Below are 14555 nucleotides of genomic sequence, written 5' to 3'. Positions count from 1 at the left end.
CTACGGGGGCGCGCGGTGTCAGTAGGACCGGCTTCAGCCGGGAAGAGGCCAGTGCGTACGCCATCAATACCGCCTCGCGTTGGAAAAACACCCCCCGGGCACGACTGGGCTGGGTGCCGACCGGACCAAGGCTGATTGCGGACCTCAACGGGTGTCTGAGCCGTGTGAATGATTCATCGAGTCTCTGATCTGCCGTTTCTCGATACACAGGCCCGTGTGCGCCACGGGCCTACAGCGCCTCAGTCCCCCCACGAGAAGCGATAAGCGCGAACAGGCGCCGGCGGCTGGCAGCGACCATCATCCGCGTCGGGCCCGACGATCAACCACTCGGCCCTCGACGTTGATCCCAACTGGCGAGCCTTGGCCGCTACAAAACAGCGCTCAACCTCGGCGGCGGGCACCAGGGCAAAGGCGGATGGATGCGTGCGCAGCCAGAGCGCCGCGTGCTCGACGGCGGATTGATCGGCAAACCCGAAATGCACCACCGGCTGGCGCGCGAACAGCCAATGCCCTTCTCGCCAGCCGACCAACACCAGTTCGGCGCCGTCAGTCAGCCGGTCCGCTTCGACCATGAGGGCCTTGTGGGGATTAGGCCCGTCGGTGTACGGCTCGACGAAGCCACGGGCGAACCACAGGCAAAACCAGGTCACCACCGCCACGCCAAACACGGCGCGGGCTTTCGGGCGATCGCCAAACCAGCGTCGCAGCAGCCACGGAATCAGCGGCGCAGCGGCCAGCACCAGGCCGGGTAACGCCGGGAAGATGTAGATTTTGCGCTTGCCGGTGCTCAGGCAGAAAAACAGCACCACCAGGACCACCCAGCCCAGCAACAGCAAAATCCGGGCGTCGTGCTTTCGCAGTTGGCGACGCCAGGCGGGCACAAGCCACGGCAACGCCAGTACCAACGGCAGCCAGTACTGCGGGATGACGGTCAGGAAATACCAGAACGGTTCGCGGTGATCCCACGCCGACGCGTAGCGGCCACCGGTCTGGCGAAACAGGATCTCCTTCAGGTACGCCACTTCGTCAGCGCCACCCTTGAGCCAGACCGTGGCAAGCAGCGGGACAACCCAGACCGCACACCCGGCCAGCACCAGCAGAAAACCGGTCGCCCAGCGAAGCCCCTGCCCCGGCATGACGGCCACACCCGGCCATCGCTTGCGCACGGCGTAGCCGTAGGGCACCAGCATCAGCGCCGGCAGAAAACCGACCCCCTTGCTGATGATCCCCAGGCCCATCGCCAGACACCCCAGGTAGAACCAGCCCCACGCCGGCCCCAGCAGAAGATGCCGAACCATGCCGTAGAAGCCCAGCGCGACCCACAGGCACAGCAAGCTGTCGATCTGGCCGGTGCGCAGGATGCTGTAGGTCTGGTAAGTCGCCAGAAACAGCAGCGCGGCAATGCGCCCTACCCTGCGGCACCAGAGGCGCCGGCCCAAGTCGTACAACTCCGCCGTGGCGGTGGCCGCCGAGAGCAGGCCCGGGATGAAGAGTGCCAGCGACGGCGAACCGGTGAGCCAGGTGAAAAACGCCACTGTCCACATGAACAACGGCGGTTTGTCACCATAGATTTCCCCGGCCCGATGGGGGATCAGCCAACTGCCGCTGTGGAGCATCTCCAGCGCTACGCCCAGAAAACGTTCTTCGTCGACATTCAGCGGCTGCCTGCTGCCAAAGCCGGCGCCGACCAGCAGCAGCGACAGCACCACCAGCGCCAGGCATTGCCACGCGGGAGAATGAACACGTCCCACCGGCTATTCCTTCAGGTCTTTGTGTTTGGCAATCAGCTGCAGGTTGCGCAGGTAAACCACGAAGCCAAATGACTGGCCGATGATGAATACCGGGTCTTCGCGGTAGATCGCATAGGCCAGCAACAACGCGCTGCCAGCAATGCTCAGGTACCAGAAACCCACCGGAATCACGCTGCGTTTCTTGATTTCGCTGTACAGCCACTGCAAGACGAAACGGCCGGTGAAGACCGCTTGGCCGAGAAAGCCCACCGTGAGCCAAAGCGCTTCGCGGGTGAAATTCATCCGTTCATCTCCTCGGGCCGGGTATTGAGTCGCGTGCGGCGCACCAGCCACCAGACGCCGAACAGGTCGAGGATGCCGACCAGCGCCCGGTCCAGATTGCCGTAGTTGGAAACGCCGGCCTGTCGGTGCCGGTGGTGAACCGGATGAACGATCATTCGGCCATGATGGCGCTGGATCAACGCGGGGATGAAGCGGTGCATGTGATCGAAATAAGGCAGTCGCAGAAACGCCTCTCGATGGATCAGCTTCAGCCCGCAGCCTGTGTCCGGCGTGGCGTCCCTGAGCAGGCGGCTGCGCAAGGCATTGGCGAAACGGGACGCCCAGCGCTTGCTCGCAGTGTCTCGCCGGTTGACGCGGTGCCCGGCCACCAAGGTCAGTGGCTCAAGTGGGTTCTGGTCGTTGCCCTGCCCTGCATCGCGCACCAGCGCCAGCATGCCGGGCAAATCGGCAGGGTCGTTCTGGCCGTCGCCGTCCAGCGTTGCCAGCCACTCACCGCGCGCGGCGTGGGCGGCATGCCAGATCGACGTGCTCTGGCCGAGGGAAACCCGGTTGTGCAGGATTCGCAAAGGCTCGTACCCTTCGGCCTTGATCTGCTGCAGGACGCGCAGCGTGTCGTCGGTGCTGCCGTCGTCGACCACCCACACCTCATAGCGCACCCCGGCCAGCGCGGCGCGTACTTCATTGAGCAATGAAGGCAAATTCTGCGCCTCATTTTTTGCCGGGATCAACACCGACACGAACACCGATTCACTCATCACGCCCACCGCGTCGCTTGTTTTGATTGTCTGGCCGGTTGGCCCTGTTTGCCGGGGTAGAAATCGCGATACCAGCGCACGAATTCGGCGACGCCCTGCTCCACCCCTGCCTGCGGGCTGAAGTCGATCCATTTCTCCAGGCCGGACACATCGGCCCAGGTCTGCAGCACGTCGCCCGGCTGAAGCGGCAGATAGTTGCGCTTTGCCTGAATCCCCAGCGCCGACTCCAGGCAGTGAATGAAGTCCAGAAGCTTCACCGGCTGCCCTCGCCCGATGTTGAAAAGCTGACACGGGGCGATCTTGTCCACGAGCGGCGGCGGTCTGGGCAGCAGCCGGCTCATCGACTCCGTGATGTCGTCGATGTAGGTGAAATCCCGCGCCATCTCGCCGTCGTTATAAATATCGATGGGGTCGCCATTGAGGATGGCCTGGGTGAATTTGAACAGCGCCATGTCCGGCCGTCCCCAGGGACCGTACACGGTAAAAAACCGCAGGCCTGTCGCCGGAATCCGGTACAGATGGGAATAGCTGTAGGCCATGAGCTCATTGGCGCGCTTGGTTGCGGCGTACAGAGAAACGGGCTGCTCAACCGCGTCTTCCACCGCGAACGGCATCTTGGTGTTGGCGCCGTACACCGAGCTGCTGGACGCGTACACAAGATGCTTCACGGGGTAGGCCCGGCAGGCTTCAAGGACGTTGAGAAACCCGACCAGATTGGCGTCGGCGTACACGCTCGGGTGGTCGATGGAATACCGAACACCGGCCTGCGCCGCGAGATGAATCACCTCGCTGAAGCCGTACGCGCTGAAAAGGCCACGCAATGCGCCTTGGTCGATGATGTCGATTTGCTGAAAGTGAAAGCCTGGGAGGTGTTCAAGCTGTGCGAGCCGGGCACGCTTGAGGTCGACGCTGTAGTAATCGTTGAGGTTGTCGATGCCCACCACGTCAACGCCCTGGCGGCACAGTTTTCTGGCCATGTGAAAGCCGATAAACCCAGCCACCCCTGTGATCAGAACCGTCATTGCGCTATCGCCCAGCGGCGGCATCGAGCCTGGGTAAGTGCTGCGTATCCTGCGCGTGAGACCGTGACATTCATTTCATGAGTCCTTTTACAGAGCCAGCCCACCGCCCGTAATCACCGGGACGGCTGTCTGACGCTGTCGGATGCTTGATCAAGCGACATGAAACTGTGTCACAGCAATATTTAAGCAATGTGAATGAGGTGAGCGGCACATCGGGTGATGCGATCAAGACGTTGACCGAGCGAAGCGCACAGCCGTTGGGCCATCGGCTCTAGCGCAGCCCTGACGATTTTTGTCGCCGACAGGCAGCCTCGATCGCATTTATTGACGCCCACACGGTCAACTCGAGAGCGTTATTCCCATCAAGTTCCATGTCAAAAGGACAATGTCATGGCTTCAACCGACCGCAAGCCCACCATCGATTACACCGTAAGAACCGGCCCGGGGACCGTGCAGGTGGACCCCTCCACGGGGGGCGATCAAACCTGGAGCGTCATTCTCCAGCCTGACGGCAAGATCATCGTCGGCGGCGAAAGCTTCCAGACCGCCATTGGTTATCCCGGCTCGCCCGGCGATGAAAGCTATGGCACGCGAGGCAGCTTCACGTCGGTGCGCCTCAACAGCGACGGCAGCCTGGACAACAGTTTCGGCCAGGACGGGATTGCCCTTGTGCCCGCCAGCCTGGATCCGGAAGACGAGGCTTACTACGTGATGGCGGTCCAGGCCGACGGCAAAGTCCTGTCGGCGCAGCCCGGGCTTGGCGGTTTGAAAGTCGAACGCTTCAACGTAGATGGCACTCCGGACACCACGTTCGGCAAAGGCGGCGCCGCAGCACTTGATGTACCGATCAGCACCGATGGAATGGCGATTTACGCCACAGCCGACGGTTCGGTGTACGTCAGCGCTCGCGGCAGCTCGCAAGCGGTGGTGTTCAAGCTGGACAGCAACGGGGCTCCGGCAGAGGATTTCGGTACCGGAGGCGCGCTTATCCTCAACCCTGCCGGACGTTACGGCACCGGCAATATCGCCACCCTTGTGCAGCCCGACGGCAGCGTATTGCTCGGCAGTTGGCTGTACGTGGGTTCCGACGGCCCCCACGACCCGGGCGATCCGGTTTATGCCGTTCAGCGACTTGCAGCCGACGGCAACCTGGATACCGCGTTTGGCGTGGACGGCGTGGTGTACTTCGATACCGCGCTGGGGCTGGACTACCGTTCTGCAATGACCGTGCAAGCCGATGGCAAGATCATCATTGCCGGCGAGAGCAATGACAACACCGCCTTCAACGTACTGCGGCTGAATGCCGATGGTTCCTTCGACACTTCCTTTAGCGACGATGGCAAACTCACGATTCGGGTGCCTCAAGGCGAGAAGAACTATGCCCACTCTGTGGTTGTTCAGCCCGATGGCAAAATCCTGATCGCCGGCGACGTCATCACTCGACTGAACGCCGATGGCAGCCTGGACACCACCTTTGGCAGCCAGGACGGTCAATTCCATGTGGATGGCTCCAGCGAGGCCAATCACCTGCTTGGCAACGACACGGCCGAGATCATCCGCGGTCTGGGCGGTGACGATCTGCTGCAAGGCGGGGGTGGCCGTGACGTGCTGGCAGGCGGGACCGGCGCAGACATTTTCCGCTTCAGCCAGATCAGCGACAGCTACCGTACCGCTACGGAAACCGGTAGTGACCGGATTCTGGACTTCGACGCTTCCCAGGACCGTGTAGACCTGATTGCATTGGGCTTCACCGGCATTGGCGACGGCCACAATGGCACGCTGGCCATCCAGGCCAACGCTGAGGGCACCCGCACCTACCTGAAAAGTTTCGATGCCAACGCTGACGGGCAGCGCTTTGAACTGGCGTTCGAAGGCAACCTGACAGGGCAATTGAACAGCACCAATCTGGTGTTCACCGCCCCCACCGTCGAAGGAACGGCTGGAAGGGACGTGATCACGGGGAGCGCCATGTCGGAGGTCATCTACGGCCTGGCCGGTAACGACCGCATCGATGGTGGCAGAGGCTCGGATGTGATTATCGGCGGCGCGGGTGCCGACCTGTTGAGCGGCGGCGACGACCCGAACCTTTCGGTCTACGGCCGCAACGGCATCAATGACGCTGACGTGTTCCGTTACACGGCAGCCACTGACAGCTACCGCACCGACACCCAGAGCTTCGTGGACCTGATTGACCGGTTCGCCAACAACAACGACAAAATCGACGTGTCGGCATTGGGCTACACGGGTTTCGGAGACGGCACCGGGACGACGCTGAAGATGGTCTATAGCCACGATCTGGACCGCACCTACCTGAAGGATGTGGAAGCGGACGCTCAGGGCCATCGGTTCGAAATCGCCCTCACCGGCGACTGGACCCAGGACTTGGGCAATACTGAAATGATCTTTGCGCAGGCCGAGGAAGTGACCCTGGTGGGCATGACCAGCGAGGTTGCCCTCGGCTGACAGGCTGGGTGCATCGAGGGGAACGGCTGATGCGCGTTCCCCTCTTTCAACGCTTAGAGCCGGTCACCTGCATCGACCAACTCGTATAGGACCTCAAGATCCGCATCGGTGCCGCCTTGGCTGACTCGTCCAACAGCGCGCCGTAGGCGTCGATCGCTTTCGAGGCCTCGACGAGTTGCACAGCAGACAGCGCGTCGTTTTCTTTCCCCAGTTCGGCATCAACAGGCCTCCGCCCTTGCGGTAGCACGGGGCACAGCGCATGATGCCGGACTACTTTTTCCAGCACCGGTTTATCGATGGCCCACCATCCCGCCCCCTTTCCTTTCAACGAGGAAGAGCGTGTCCTCTCGCTCGAACACCTGGACGTGCTGGACAGTGCCAACGAGAAGGCATTCGACGACATCGTTCTATTGGCGACCACTTTGTGCGACGCGCCCATTGCGCTGGTGTCGCTGGTCGATCGGGATCGTCAGTGGTTCAAAGCCTGCATCGGCCTTGAGGTGCAGGAAACCCACCGGGATCTGGCGTTCTGCGGCCACGCGATCCTGGACCCCGCGCAGGTGCTGGTCGTCGAAGATGCGGCCGTTGACCCTCGCTTCGCTTCCAGCCCGCTGGTGCTCGGTCCTCCCTATATTCGTTTCTACGCCGGTGCGCCCATTGTCACGGACAGCGGCGCTGCGCTGGGCACTGTCTGCGTGATCGACACACAACCCCGGCAACTGAGCGAACGCCATTCCTTTGCCTTGCAGGCACTGGCCCGGCAGGCCGCTGCCTTGCTCGAGGCCCGCTGGCTGAGCACGCAACGGGCGAAGCAACTGACGCAACTTCAGGACCAATTCAAACACGCCGAGCAGAACCAGAACGAAGTCACCCCGCTGCTGGATAACGCGAGGGGCATTTCATCCCTGGGAATGCTGACGGCGAGCATCGCCCATGACTTCAATAATTTGCTGCAGAGCGTGAGCGCTGCGTTTCAATTGATCCGCCTGCGCTCCCGACGGCCAGTGGACGTGGAGCGCTTCGCCGAAACCGGACTGCAAGCCGTTGAGCAAGGTCGGCAGTTGATCGGCTATTTGATGACCAGCGTGCGCGGTGACGGGCCTGAACTGATCTGCATCGATGTGACCGCTCGCCTTCACGGTGCGCAGTCGCTGATGCGTCACTCGATGAGCGAAACCATCGACCTCACGTTCGATCTCGCCGAATGGGGCTGGGGCGTTCTCTGTCTGGAAGCTCAACTCCATGCGGTCGTCATGAACCTGCTGGCCAATGCACGTGATGCCCTGAAGGGTAGCGGTCAGGTGCATCTGTCCACGCGCTGGGTGCATGTGGAGGATGATTTATCGCTGCAACAGGGCGACTACCTGGTCGTGAGCGTACGGGACAACGGTCCCGGCATGGCCCCTGAAATAGCAGGCCGCGTGTTCGAGCCTCTTTTCACGACCAAGGCGACCGGCCAGGGCACGGGGCTGGGGTTGGCGCAGGCAAAGGATTTTGCGATCAAGTCGGGCGGTGACGCGCGCATCGAAACGGCTCCGGGAGCGGGTACGACGGTGAGTCTGTATCTGAGAATCCTGGGCTGTATTGCGACGTCGGAAGCGGTTCAAGCCGTCTGATGATTCGCTGAACTGAACGTCACGCGTCGACATTTCTTTCACATTCACGCGGTATAGTGGCGGCCCTTGTTGGGGAGTAGCCTGCTCTGGACTCATTGTCACAGAGCGTTCGTGTCAACATTCTCGGCGGCCTGCCGTGGCACGAACACCTTCGGGTTGGCGAGACCAACGATGCATCCATGCCTAAAGTCGGGCGTGTGGTTGCGTCGTTGACTCACAGCCCGACTGGAACATAACCGTGAACCCGATTTCCCTCATCCTTCTTGCTTTGGCCATGTCCACGGACGCTTTCGCAGCGGCCATCGGTAAAGGCGCGAGCCTGCACAAGCCTCGTTTGATAGAAGCGCTGCGCACCGGCATTATCTTCGGTGTGATTGAAGGCATTACGCCCTTGATCGGCTGGCTGATCGGCCAGGCGGCCACGTCCTATGTCGAGAACTGGGATCACTGGATTGCCTTCACGCTCCTCTTGGTGCTCGGCGTGCACATGATCTACAACGGCCTCAAGCACGAAGAAGCCGAAGAAGAAAAGCCCAACCAGCACTCCTTCCTGATATTGGCCGTGACGGCCTTCGCCACCAGCATCGATGCGCTGGCCGTGGGCGTTGGCCTGGCGTTCGTCAATGTGAATATCCTGGTGGCTGCCGCCGCCATCGGTGTCGCGACAACGGTCATGGTCACCCTCGGCGTGATGCTGGGCCGCGTGCTGGGCACGGTGGTGGGCAAACGCGCTGAAATCATCGGCGGCATTGTGCTGATGCTGGTCGGCGCGACGATTCTTTACGAGCATTTGTCGGCGGCGTAAACGACGATATGAGCGCACATGAACCGTGCGCTTCAGCCGTCAAACCAATGGTTCAATATCCGACGCCGCGCACACCGCCGGACGCCCTGATGGATTCGCCGGTGACCCAATGGGAATCGCCGGAAGCCAGGAACACGGCCAGAGGGGCAATGTCCTCTGGCTCTCCAAAACGCCCCAGAGGTGTGCCCGCCAGTATTTTCTCTCCCAGCTCGCCCGCAAAGTGCCCGGCCGTTGCGGGTGTGTTGGTGTGGCCCGGCAGGATCGAATTGACCCGGATGCCCCGCGGCCCCAGTTCCCTGGCCAGCGCAAAGCTCAAGGTGTCGACCGCGCCCTTGGTGGCCGAGTAGACACTGGAGGCCAGGTAGGGGTCGGTGCTCAGGATCGAGCTGATGTTGATGATGCTTGCCCCAGGCGCCATCAGCTTGACTGCTTCTCGCACCGCAAGCAGGTAGCCGAGGACGTTCAGGTTGAATTGTGTGTGGAAGGCTTCTTCGGTGAGGTCGTCAATCATCTGGAACACCGCCACCCCTGCGTTATTGACCAGCACATCCAGGGTCCCGTACTGCTCGCGAACCGTGTCGAACAGGCGCGTGACGTCAGCCCCCTGGCTCATGTCCGCTTGCACGGCGACGGCGGAGCCGCCCTGGGCGGTGATGTGAGTGACCACCGCCTCGGCGTCGGCCCTGCTGGAGGCATAGTTGATAATGACCGTTGCGCCCTGGGCGGCCAGCGCCTTGGCGATTCCGGCGCCGATACCTTTCGACGCACCCGTGACTACCGCGATTTTTCCGTTGAGTTTCATACCGTGACCTTTTGAAATGAGGTGTTGTTGAGCGTCGTTACTGTCCGTGGTGAGCATCGGTCGTGAGCACCGGTCGTGAGCTCCGGACCTGGAACGAGCCGCGTGCCCCCAGTATTCGGCCAACCACCGGGCTAGCGTTTGCCGGTTGTTCGCACATCCTTGCCTGATCTTCTCAAATGCCTTGCCAGGCACCGCGGTGTAGCCCACGGTGGGGTATGGAAAATCCAATCGCAGAACTGCGCCGCATCGTGATGAGCGCCCAAAACACCTGGACGGACACCGGTCTGCCCCGCGTTGCAATGGTCTGCGCCGAGGCCTGCGCAGATCAGGTCTACCAGCCGATGCTGCATCTGGTACTCCAGGGCACAAAAAGCCTGTCGATAGGCCATGAGGTTTTTCGCTACACCGCAGGCCATTATTTTCTGGTGCCGGTCGACGTGCCCGCCACAGGCCAGATTCACGCCGCAGCGGCCGATCAACCCTATCTGGCGGTCAGCCTGACCCTTGATCTGGATGTGATTGCGACGCTGCTGATGGAGGTGAACACGGCACCAGGGGCAGCACAAAGCGCGTGCTTTCAGGCGGTGTGCGCGTCGGATGAGATGCTGGACGCTTGGGTGCGGATGATGCGGCTGGTCGATCGTCCCCATGACGCTGGAGTCCTCGCCCCGATGATCGAACGCGAGATTTTGTATCGTGCGTTGCAGGGGCCACTGGGCGGCATCCTTCGTGACATGGCGCGCCCGGATGGCCGGATGACGCAGATCCGCCGTGTGACGCAGTGGATTCGCGAGCATTACACCGAGCCTTTCCGCGTCGAGCCCCTCGCACTGATGTCCGAGATGAGCGTTGCTGCCTTTTATCGGCATTTCAAGTCGGTCACAGCCATGACACCCATTCAGTATCAAAAACGCCTGCGCCTGTTACGCGCCCGGTGGTTGCTGCTGTTCGATTCGCTGGACGCCACGTCCATCGCTTACAAGGTCGGCTACGAAAGCGCTTCGCAATTCAATCGCGAATACGCCCGGCTGTTCGGCCTGCCTCCCCTGCGGGACGCCGCGCGGTTCAAGTCGCCCCCCGCCCCAACCGGCGAGACCACTGCCCCACCGGCAGCCCCCTGACCGGAACTACCTGGCTGACAGGTCGGTAATGACCGTGCCCGCGATGCTCAGCGCAAACCCGCCGCCGAACACCTGCGAAGGGGCTGTGAACCCCCGCCGCCGCTCACCGCCCAACACACGGCGGGCAGCTTCAACCGCAGCGAGTGGTGTGTAGGTGTAGCCGTTCTCGGTTTCGATGACCGACCGGGCGATCGAGCCATCTGCCCCGGTGATCTCAACCGCCGCGCGGGCCCTATGGGCATCACGCGCTGCAGCGTCGGGGCCATCGGGAAGCAGTGAGAGGTCGCCCTCTGGAAACGCTTCGCCCGAGAGATGGACATACATCCTGATGTCGGGAATGGCGGTTGCATGCCACGCGGTCACGAGATCCCCGAACGAGAGCGGCACACAGAGCAGCGGTCCCTGGCCGAAATCAAACTGACGCGGCGGTGCATCAGGTGTCGCGACAAGTTCACCTGCCACCCTGGCGAGCACACCGGCGCCGATGATTTCGCTGACGCTCTTGGCCGAGCCCCGAGACATCGACCCCGGCACTTGCAGCGCGATGCGCAGCGAACGCGGTTGATCAACGCGCCTGGCGACATGCAGTGCCAGCGCGTCGGTAGGCACCACGTCCCAGCCCACGCCCGGCAGCAACATGACGCCCTGTGCAAAGGCTTCAGCGCCCAATCGCTCGGCCAATCGGTACACGTTGATTTCGGCGGTGATGTCCAGATAGTCCACGCCGGCGTGGATGCAGGCGCGCATCAAAGGTTCCGCCGTGTGGGCAAACGGGCCGGCGAAGTTGAGCAACACCGAGATCCCTGACAGCGAAGCGGCGGCATTCGCGTCGGCATCGAACACCCGATAGGGCACGCCCAGCTGCGCAGCGAGTGCCTCGAGTTGATGACGATTGCGCCCGGCGATTTCGAACACCAGCCCCTGGGCTTTGGCGCGTTCTGCTGCCATGCGCCCGGTGTAGCCCGTGGCGCCGTAGATCAGCAGCGGGCTCATTGGGCGTGCTGCCATTTTTTGCAGACGAATTCCAGGCTGTAGCCGTCCGGGTCCAGCACATTGGCGGCGTAGTAATCAGGGTAGTAGTGCAAGCGTGCGCCGGGCGCGCCATTGTCCACGGCTCCGTGATCCATGGCGGCGGCGTAAGCGGCATCCACTTCGGCCTTGCTGTTGGCGACGAAGCCGACATGGACAGCACGTCCTTCGACTACTCCCTCGCGCAGCCAGAAAAACACCCGACCGTTGGCGCCGAAGCCTTTCAGGTCAGGATGTCCCGGCGGACCGTCCTTGCCGTCGTAGTCCAGCCGTGCCGTGACGCCCAGAGGTGCGAGCACCTGCTCATAGAAGCCGACGGCACGTGGGACGTCGCTCACTGACAGAAAAATATGATCCAGCATTCTCGAAATCCTCCCGTGGTCAGATGTTGTAGCCGCCGGCGACTTCAAGGGTCTGGGCATTGATCCAGCCGCTTTCGTCGGACAGCAACATGGCAATCACTCGGCCGACGTCTTCCGGATCGCCCACTCTGCCGAGCGCGGTCTGCGCCGCCAGCATCGCTTCGAACGCATCGTTGAGGCCGCCGCCCAGCTCTGTGCGGATGGCGCCCGGTGATACCGCATTGGCGCGTATTCGCCGGTCGGCAAATTCTTTGGCCATGTAGCGGGTCAGCACTTCAAGGCCACCCTTGAACGCGGCGTAGGGAGCAACGCCGGCCGTGGCCACTCGTGTCGTGGCGCTGGTGAGATTGACGATGCTGGCGTTGTCCGCGAGTAACGGCAGCAGCGCCTGAGTCAGAAAAAACGGGCCTTTGAGGTGCACGTTGAACAGACCGTCGAACTGCGCTTCGCTGACCGTTGCCAAGGGGTTGAACAGGCCATAGCCGGCGTTGTTGACCAGGCCAGTCAACGTGGCGGTCGCCCAGGTTTCGCGAAGTGCCGTGACCACGGATTCGCGAAACGCCGCGAAGCTGCCGACGTCGGACACGTCGAGTTTCAGCGCAACGGCCTTCCCACCGGCCTGTGCAATGCGCTCGACGACCAAAGCCGCTGCCTGAGGGTTGGCGTTGTACGTCAGGATGACACCCATACCCCGTTTCGCCGCGTGTTCGGCCGCACTGGCGCCGATCCCGCGGCTGCCGCCTGTGATAACGATAACGCCCATCTCGTGTTCCTCTGTGATTCAAACGTGGCTCCACAGTACTCATCACAGAGACCGAGGACGTGTCCGTTCCTGCTCGGAACCTGCCCGTTTCTGCTTTTCCCTTGCGCGGCATGACGCTCAGCCCTCAGCATGCTGCCCATGGAAAAACAACTGAATGAACTCCGATTGCTTGCTGCCGGTGCTGAAAACCGTCGCACCGAAACGGGCATCCCCCGGGTAGCCATGGTGCAGGGCAAAATCCCCGAGCACCTGCTCGCGGCGGTGTATGACCCGATGATCAACGTGATTCTGCAGGGCAGCAAAAGCATGACCGTGGGGGACCTGACCCTCAGCTACGACCCGGCGACCTACTTCGTCATGTCCATCGATCTGCCTGCGGTGGGTTCGGTGCACCCGGCGCCTGCAGGCGAGCCTTATCTGGCAGTCAGCCTGACGCTGGACCCGGCGGTGCTGGCGACGCTGTTCGCCGACCTGCCCAAACCTGCCAGCCGCGCTGAACAGGATTCGGGGTTTTCCGTCGCATTGATGACAGATGAACTGATGGATGCCTGGGTGCGAATGCTGCGACTGATAGGCGACCCCGAAGCGATCGCCGCCCTCGCCCCGGTCTATGAACGGGAAATTATTTTCCGCGTACTCCAGGGCCCGCTCGGCTGGATGTTGCGCGAAATTGCCGTGCCGGACAGCGCCATGGCGCGGGTCAACATGGCCATTCAGTGGATCCGTCGTGACTTCGCTCAACCCCTGGGCGTGGAGCGCCTGGCCGAGCGCGCTTCGATGAGCGTCTCGGCGTTCCATCGGCATTTCAAGGCGGTCACTCACCTGAGCCCTTTGCAGTACCAGAAGCGGGTTCGCCTGTTGCAGGCCAGAACGCTGATGGTTGCCCATGCCAGGAGCGTCATGGCAGCCGCGTTCGAGGTCGGCTACGAGAGCGCCACCCAGTTCAGTCGTGATTACGCCCGGGTGTTCGGGCTCCCTCCCGCCCGGGATGCCGGCAGGATTCTCAGGGCTACGGGGGTGGTCGCGCGGTCCTAGGAGTAAGACGGGATGCATCAAGTTAAGAAAAAATCAGGATAATTGGTCGAACTGAAGATTTTCTGAGTGCACTGAAGAAAAACTGCATGGGATCGTCGTGAATCAAGGAATTGCGCTATGAATACGGCAATGGTCGCCTCTCCCGTTTTTTGATCCACCACACTCTGTGCCGCGCCGGCGCGCTGGGAAATGGTTTGCTGCTGCCGGTATCTGTGGCCATGAAACGCGAGGAGCGCCTGTATCTGGAGACGTTGCAGTCGTTCTCTCGCCCGGCGCGTTATTTCTGGGATGTCCGGTGGATTGATCAGGGTCAGTACTCGTTCGAATTCACGGGTGATCCCTCGATCTATCGCTTCTGGGATGCCACTTCAGCGGTACGGTTCACTCTGGAAATGGCGAAGCGTGCGTTAGAAGTGGAACTTCGTGAAGAGACAATCTTTCTTGAAAACTATGACAAGGTCGTGCGGACGGTAAATGAGGTCTACGACGTGCGCGGCAGCGACTTGGCCAACCTCGTGATGATGTGCCTGACGAATAACGGGAAAGTTTCCAACAACCGTCGCAAGCAGTACCAATACTCGGTCCAGCCTGAGGTGTTCGACTACATTGAGCAGATCACACAAATGCTGCTTGATCAGCAGGCGCAGCAACGGCCACAAGATGAAAACGACCAGTAAATGAAAGGGGATTATCGGCGTGTGCTGCTCACCCGGTATTGAGATAACCGCTCGCGGACGCAAGGAGCACAG

Annotated in this window: 14 protein-coding genes and 1 pseudogene; 6 read left to right on the top strand and 9 right to left on the bottom strand. The window is 61.7% G+C overall.

The genetic code is table 11. The features are described 5' to 3' along the window. Nucleotides 1-239 precede the first annotated feature (239 nt). From SLW74_RS11585 to SLW74_RS11570, 4 genes are read right to left on the bottom strand one after another with little or no spacing between them, the layout of a single operon-like run. The gene (locus SLW74_RS11585; protein ID WP_410928941.1) at nucleotides 240-1751 is read right to left on the bottom strand and encodes an ArnT family glycosyltransferase; all 1512 of its coding nucleotides are present in this window, start codon (nucleotides 1749-1751) and stop codon (nucleotides 240-242) included. Between the two features lie 3 nt (nucleotides 1752-1754). Continuing rightward, nucleotides 1755-2033: a lipid-A-disaccharide synthase N-terminal domain-containing protein gene (locus SLW74_RS11580; RefSeq protein WP_074885389.1), complete on the bottom strand. Its 279-nt coding sequence runs from the start codon at nucleotides 2031-2033 to the stop codon at nucleotides 1755-1757. Next, on the bottom strand, nucleotides 2030-2788 hold the full coding sequence (locus SLW74_RS11575; protein ID WP_410928940.1) for a glycosyltransferase family 2 protein: 759 nt from the start codon (nucleotides 2786-2788) through the stop codon (nucleotides 2030-2032). Before SLW74_RS11575 ends, SLW74_RS11580 begins: the two co-directional genes overlap by 4 nt. Continuing rightward, a complete protein-coding gene (locus tag SLW74_RS11570) occupies nucleotides 2788-3810 on the bottom strand; it encodes an NAD-dependent epimerase (protein WP_410928939.1) in 1023 nt (340 codons plus the stop codon). The genes SLW74_RS11575 and SLW74_RS11570 overlap by 1 nt, the downstream gene beginning before the upstream one ends. Before the next feature lie 390 nt (nucleotides 3811-4200). Between SLW74_RS11570 and SLW74_RS11565 the strand changes: the two genes are divergently transcribed. Next, on the top strand, nucleotides 4201-6273 hold the full coding sequence (locus SLW74_RS11565; RefSeq protein ID WP_410928938.1) for a calcium-binding protein: 2073 nt from the start codon (nucleotides 4201-4203) through the stop codon (nucleotides 6271-6273). Between the two features lie 46 nt (nucleotides 6274-6319). Here the strand turns inward: SLW74_RS11565 and SLW74_RS11560 are convergent, their stop codons facing one another. Then, a complete protein-coding gene (locus SLW74_RS11560) occupies nucleotides 6320-6559 on the bottom strand; it encodes a hypothetical protein (RefSeq protein WP_296312205.1) in 240 nt (79 codons plus the stop codon). A 10-nt stretch (nucleotides 6560-6569) separates the two neighbouring features. Here SLW74_RS11560 and SLW74_RS11555 point away from each other — a divergent pair, with 10 nt between their 5' ends. Continuing rightward, nucleotides 6570-7889: an ATP-binding protein gene (locus SLW74_RS11555; protein WP_410928937.1), complete on the top strand. Its 1320-nt coding sequence runs from the start codon at nucleotides 6570-6572 to the stop codon at nucleotides 7887-7889. 238 nt (nucleotides 7890-8127) lie between these two features. Continuing rightward, nucleotides 8128-8694, top strand: coding sequence for a manganese efflux pump MntP (mntP, locus tag SLW74_RS11550; RefSeq protein WP_065988908.1), 567 nt, complete (start codon nucleotides 8128-8130; stop codon nucleotides 8692-8694). Between the two features lie 52 nt (nucleotides 8695-8746). On the opposite strand, the gene SLW74_RS11545 is transcribed toward mntP, so the two are convergent. After that, nucleotides 8747-9496 carry a glucose 1-dehydrogenase gene (locus tag SLW74_RS11545; protein ID WP_410928936.1) on the bottom strand — a complete coding sequence of 250 codons (750 nt, stop codon included), beginning with the start codon at nucleotides 9494-9496 and terminating at the stop codon, nucleotides 8747-8749. A gap of 215 nt (nucleotides 9497-9711) precedes the next feature. On the opposite strand from SLW74_RS11545, the gene SLW74_RS11540 reads away from it, so the two are divergent. Continuing rightward, nucleotides 9712-10617, top strand: coding sequence for an AraC family transcriptional regulator N-terminal domain-containing protein (locus SLW74_RS11540; protein ID WP_410928935.1), 906 nt, complete (start codon nucleotides 9712-9714; stop codon nucleotides 10615-10617). A gap of 6 nt (nucleotides 10618-10623) precedes the next feature. Here the strand turns inward: SLW74_RS11540 and SLW74_RS11535 are convergent, their stop codons facing one another. From SLW74_RS11535 to SLW74_RS11525, 3 genes are read right to left on the bottom strand one after another with little or no spacing between them, the layout of a single operon-like run. Further along, entirely contained in the window at nucleotides 10624-11610 is a 987-nt protein-coding gene (locus SLW74_RS11535) for a saccharopine dehydrogenase family protein (RefSeq protein ID WP_410928934.1), read from the bottom strand. Further along, nucleotides 11607-12008 carry a VOC family protein gene (locus SLW74_RS11530; RefSeq protein ID WP_410928933.1) on the bottom strand — a complete coding sequence of 134 codons (402 nt, stop codon included), beginning with the start codon at nucleotides 12006-12008 and terminating at the stop codon, nucleotides 11607-11609. Before SLW74_RS11530 ends, SLW74_RS11535 begins: the two co-directional genes overlap by 4 nt. 19 nt (nucleotides 12009-12027) lie before the next feature. Beyond that, the gene (locus tag SLW74_RS11525; protein ID WP_410928932.1) at nucleotides 12028-12771 is read right to left on the bottom strand and encodes an SDR family NAD(P)-dependent oxidoreductase; all 744 of its coding nucleotides are present in this window, start codon (nucleotides 12769-12771) and stop codon (nucleotides 12028-12030) included. Nucleotides 12772-12909: 138 nt separating this feature from the next. Here SLW74_RS11525 and SLW74_RS11520 point away from each other — a divergent pair, with 138 nt between their 5' ends. Together SLW74_RS11520 and SLW74_RS11515 are read left to right on the top strand one after the other, a co-directional pair. Further along, nucleotides 12910-13806, top strand: a complete 897-nt coding sequence (locus tag SLW74_RS11520) for an AraC family transcriptional regulator N-terminal domain-containing protein (RefSeq protein WP_410928931.1) — start codon at nucleotides 12910-12912, stop codon at nucleotides 13804-13806. A gap of 125 nt (nucleotides 13807-13931) precedes the next feature. Continuing rightward, a pseudogene (locus tag SLW74_RS11515) lies at nucleotides 13932-14483 on the top strand (cell filamentation protein Fic); the annotation flags it as partial. Between the last annotated feature and the right edge of the window lie 72 nt (nucleotides 14484-14555).

Origin of the sequence: Pseudomonas sp. W5-36 (genome assembly GCF_046540455.1) — a bacterium.
In the GTDB taxonomy this organism is placed as follows: Bacteria; Pseudomonadota; Gammaproteobacteria; order Pseudomonadales; family Pseudomonadaceae; genus Aquipseudomonas; species Aquipseudomonas graminis_B.
The sequence above is the reverse complement of the archived record's forward strand: the minus strand, read 5'-3'. Positions and strand labels throughout refer to the sequence as shown.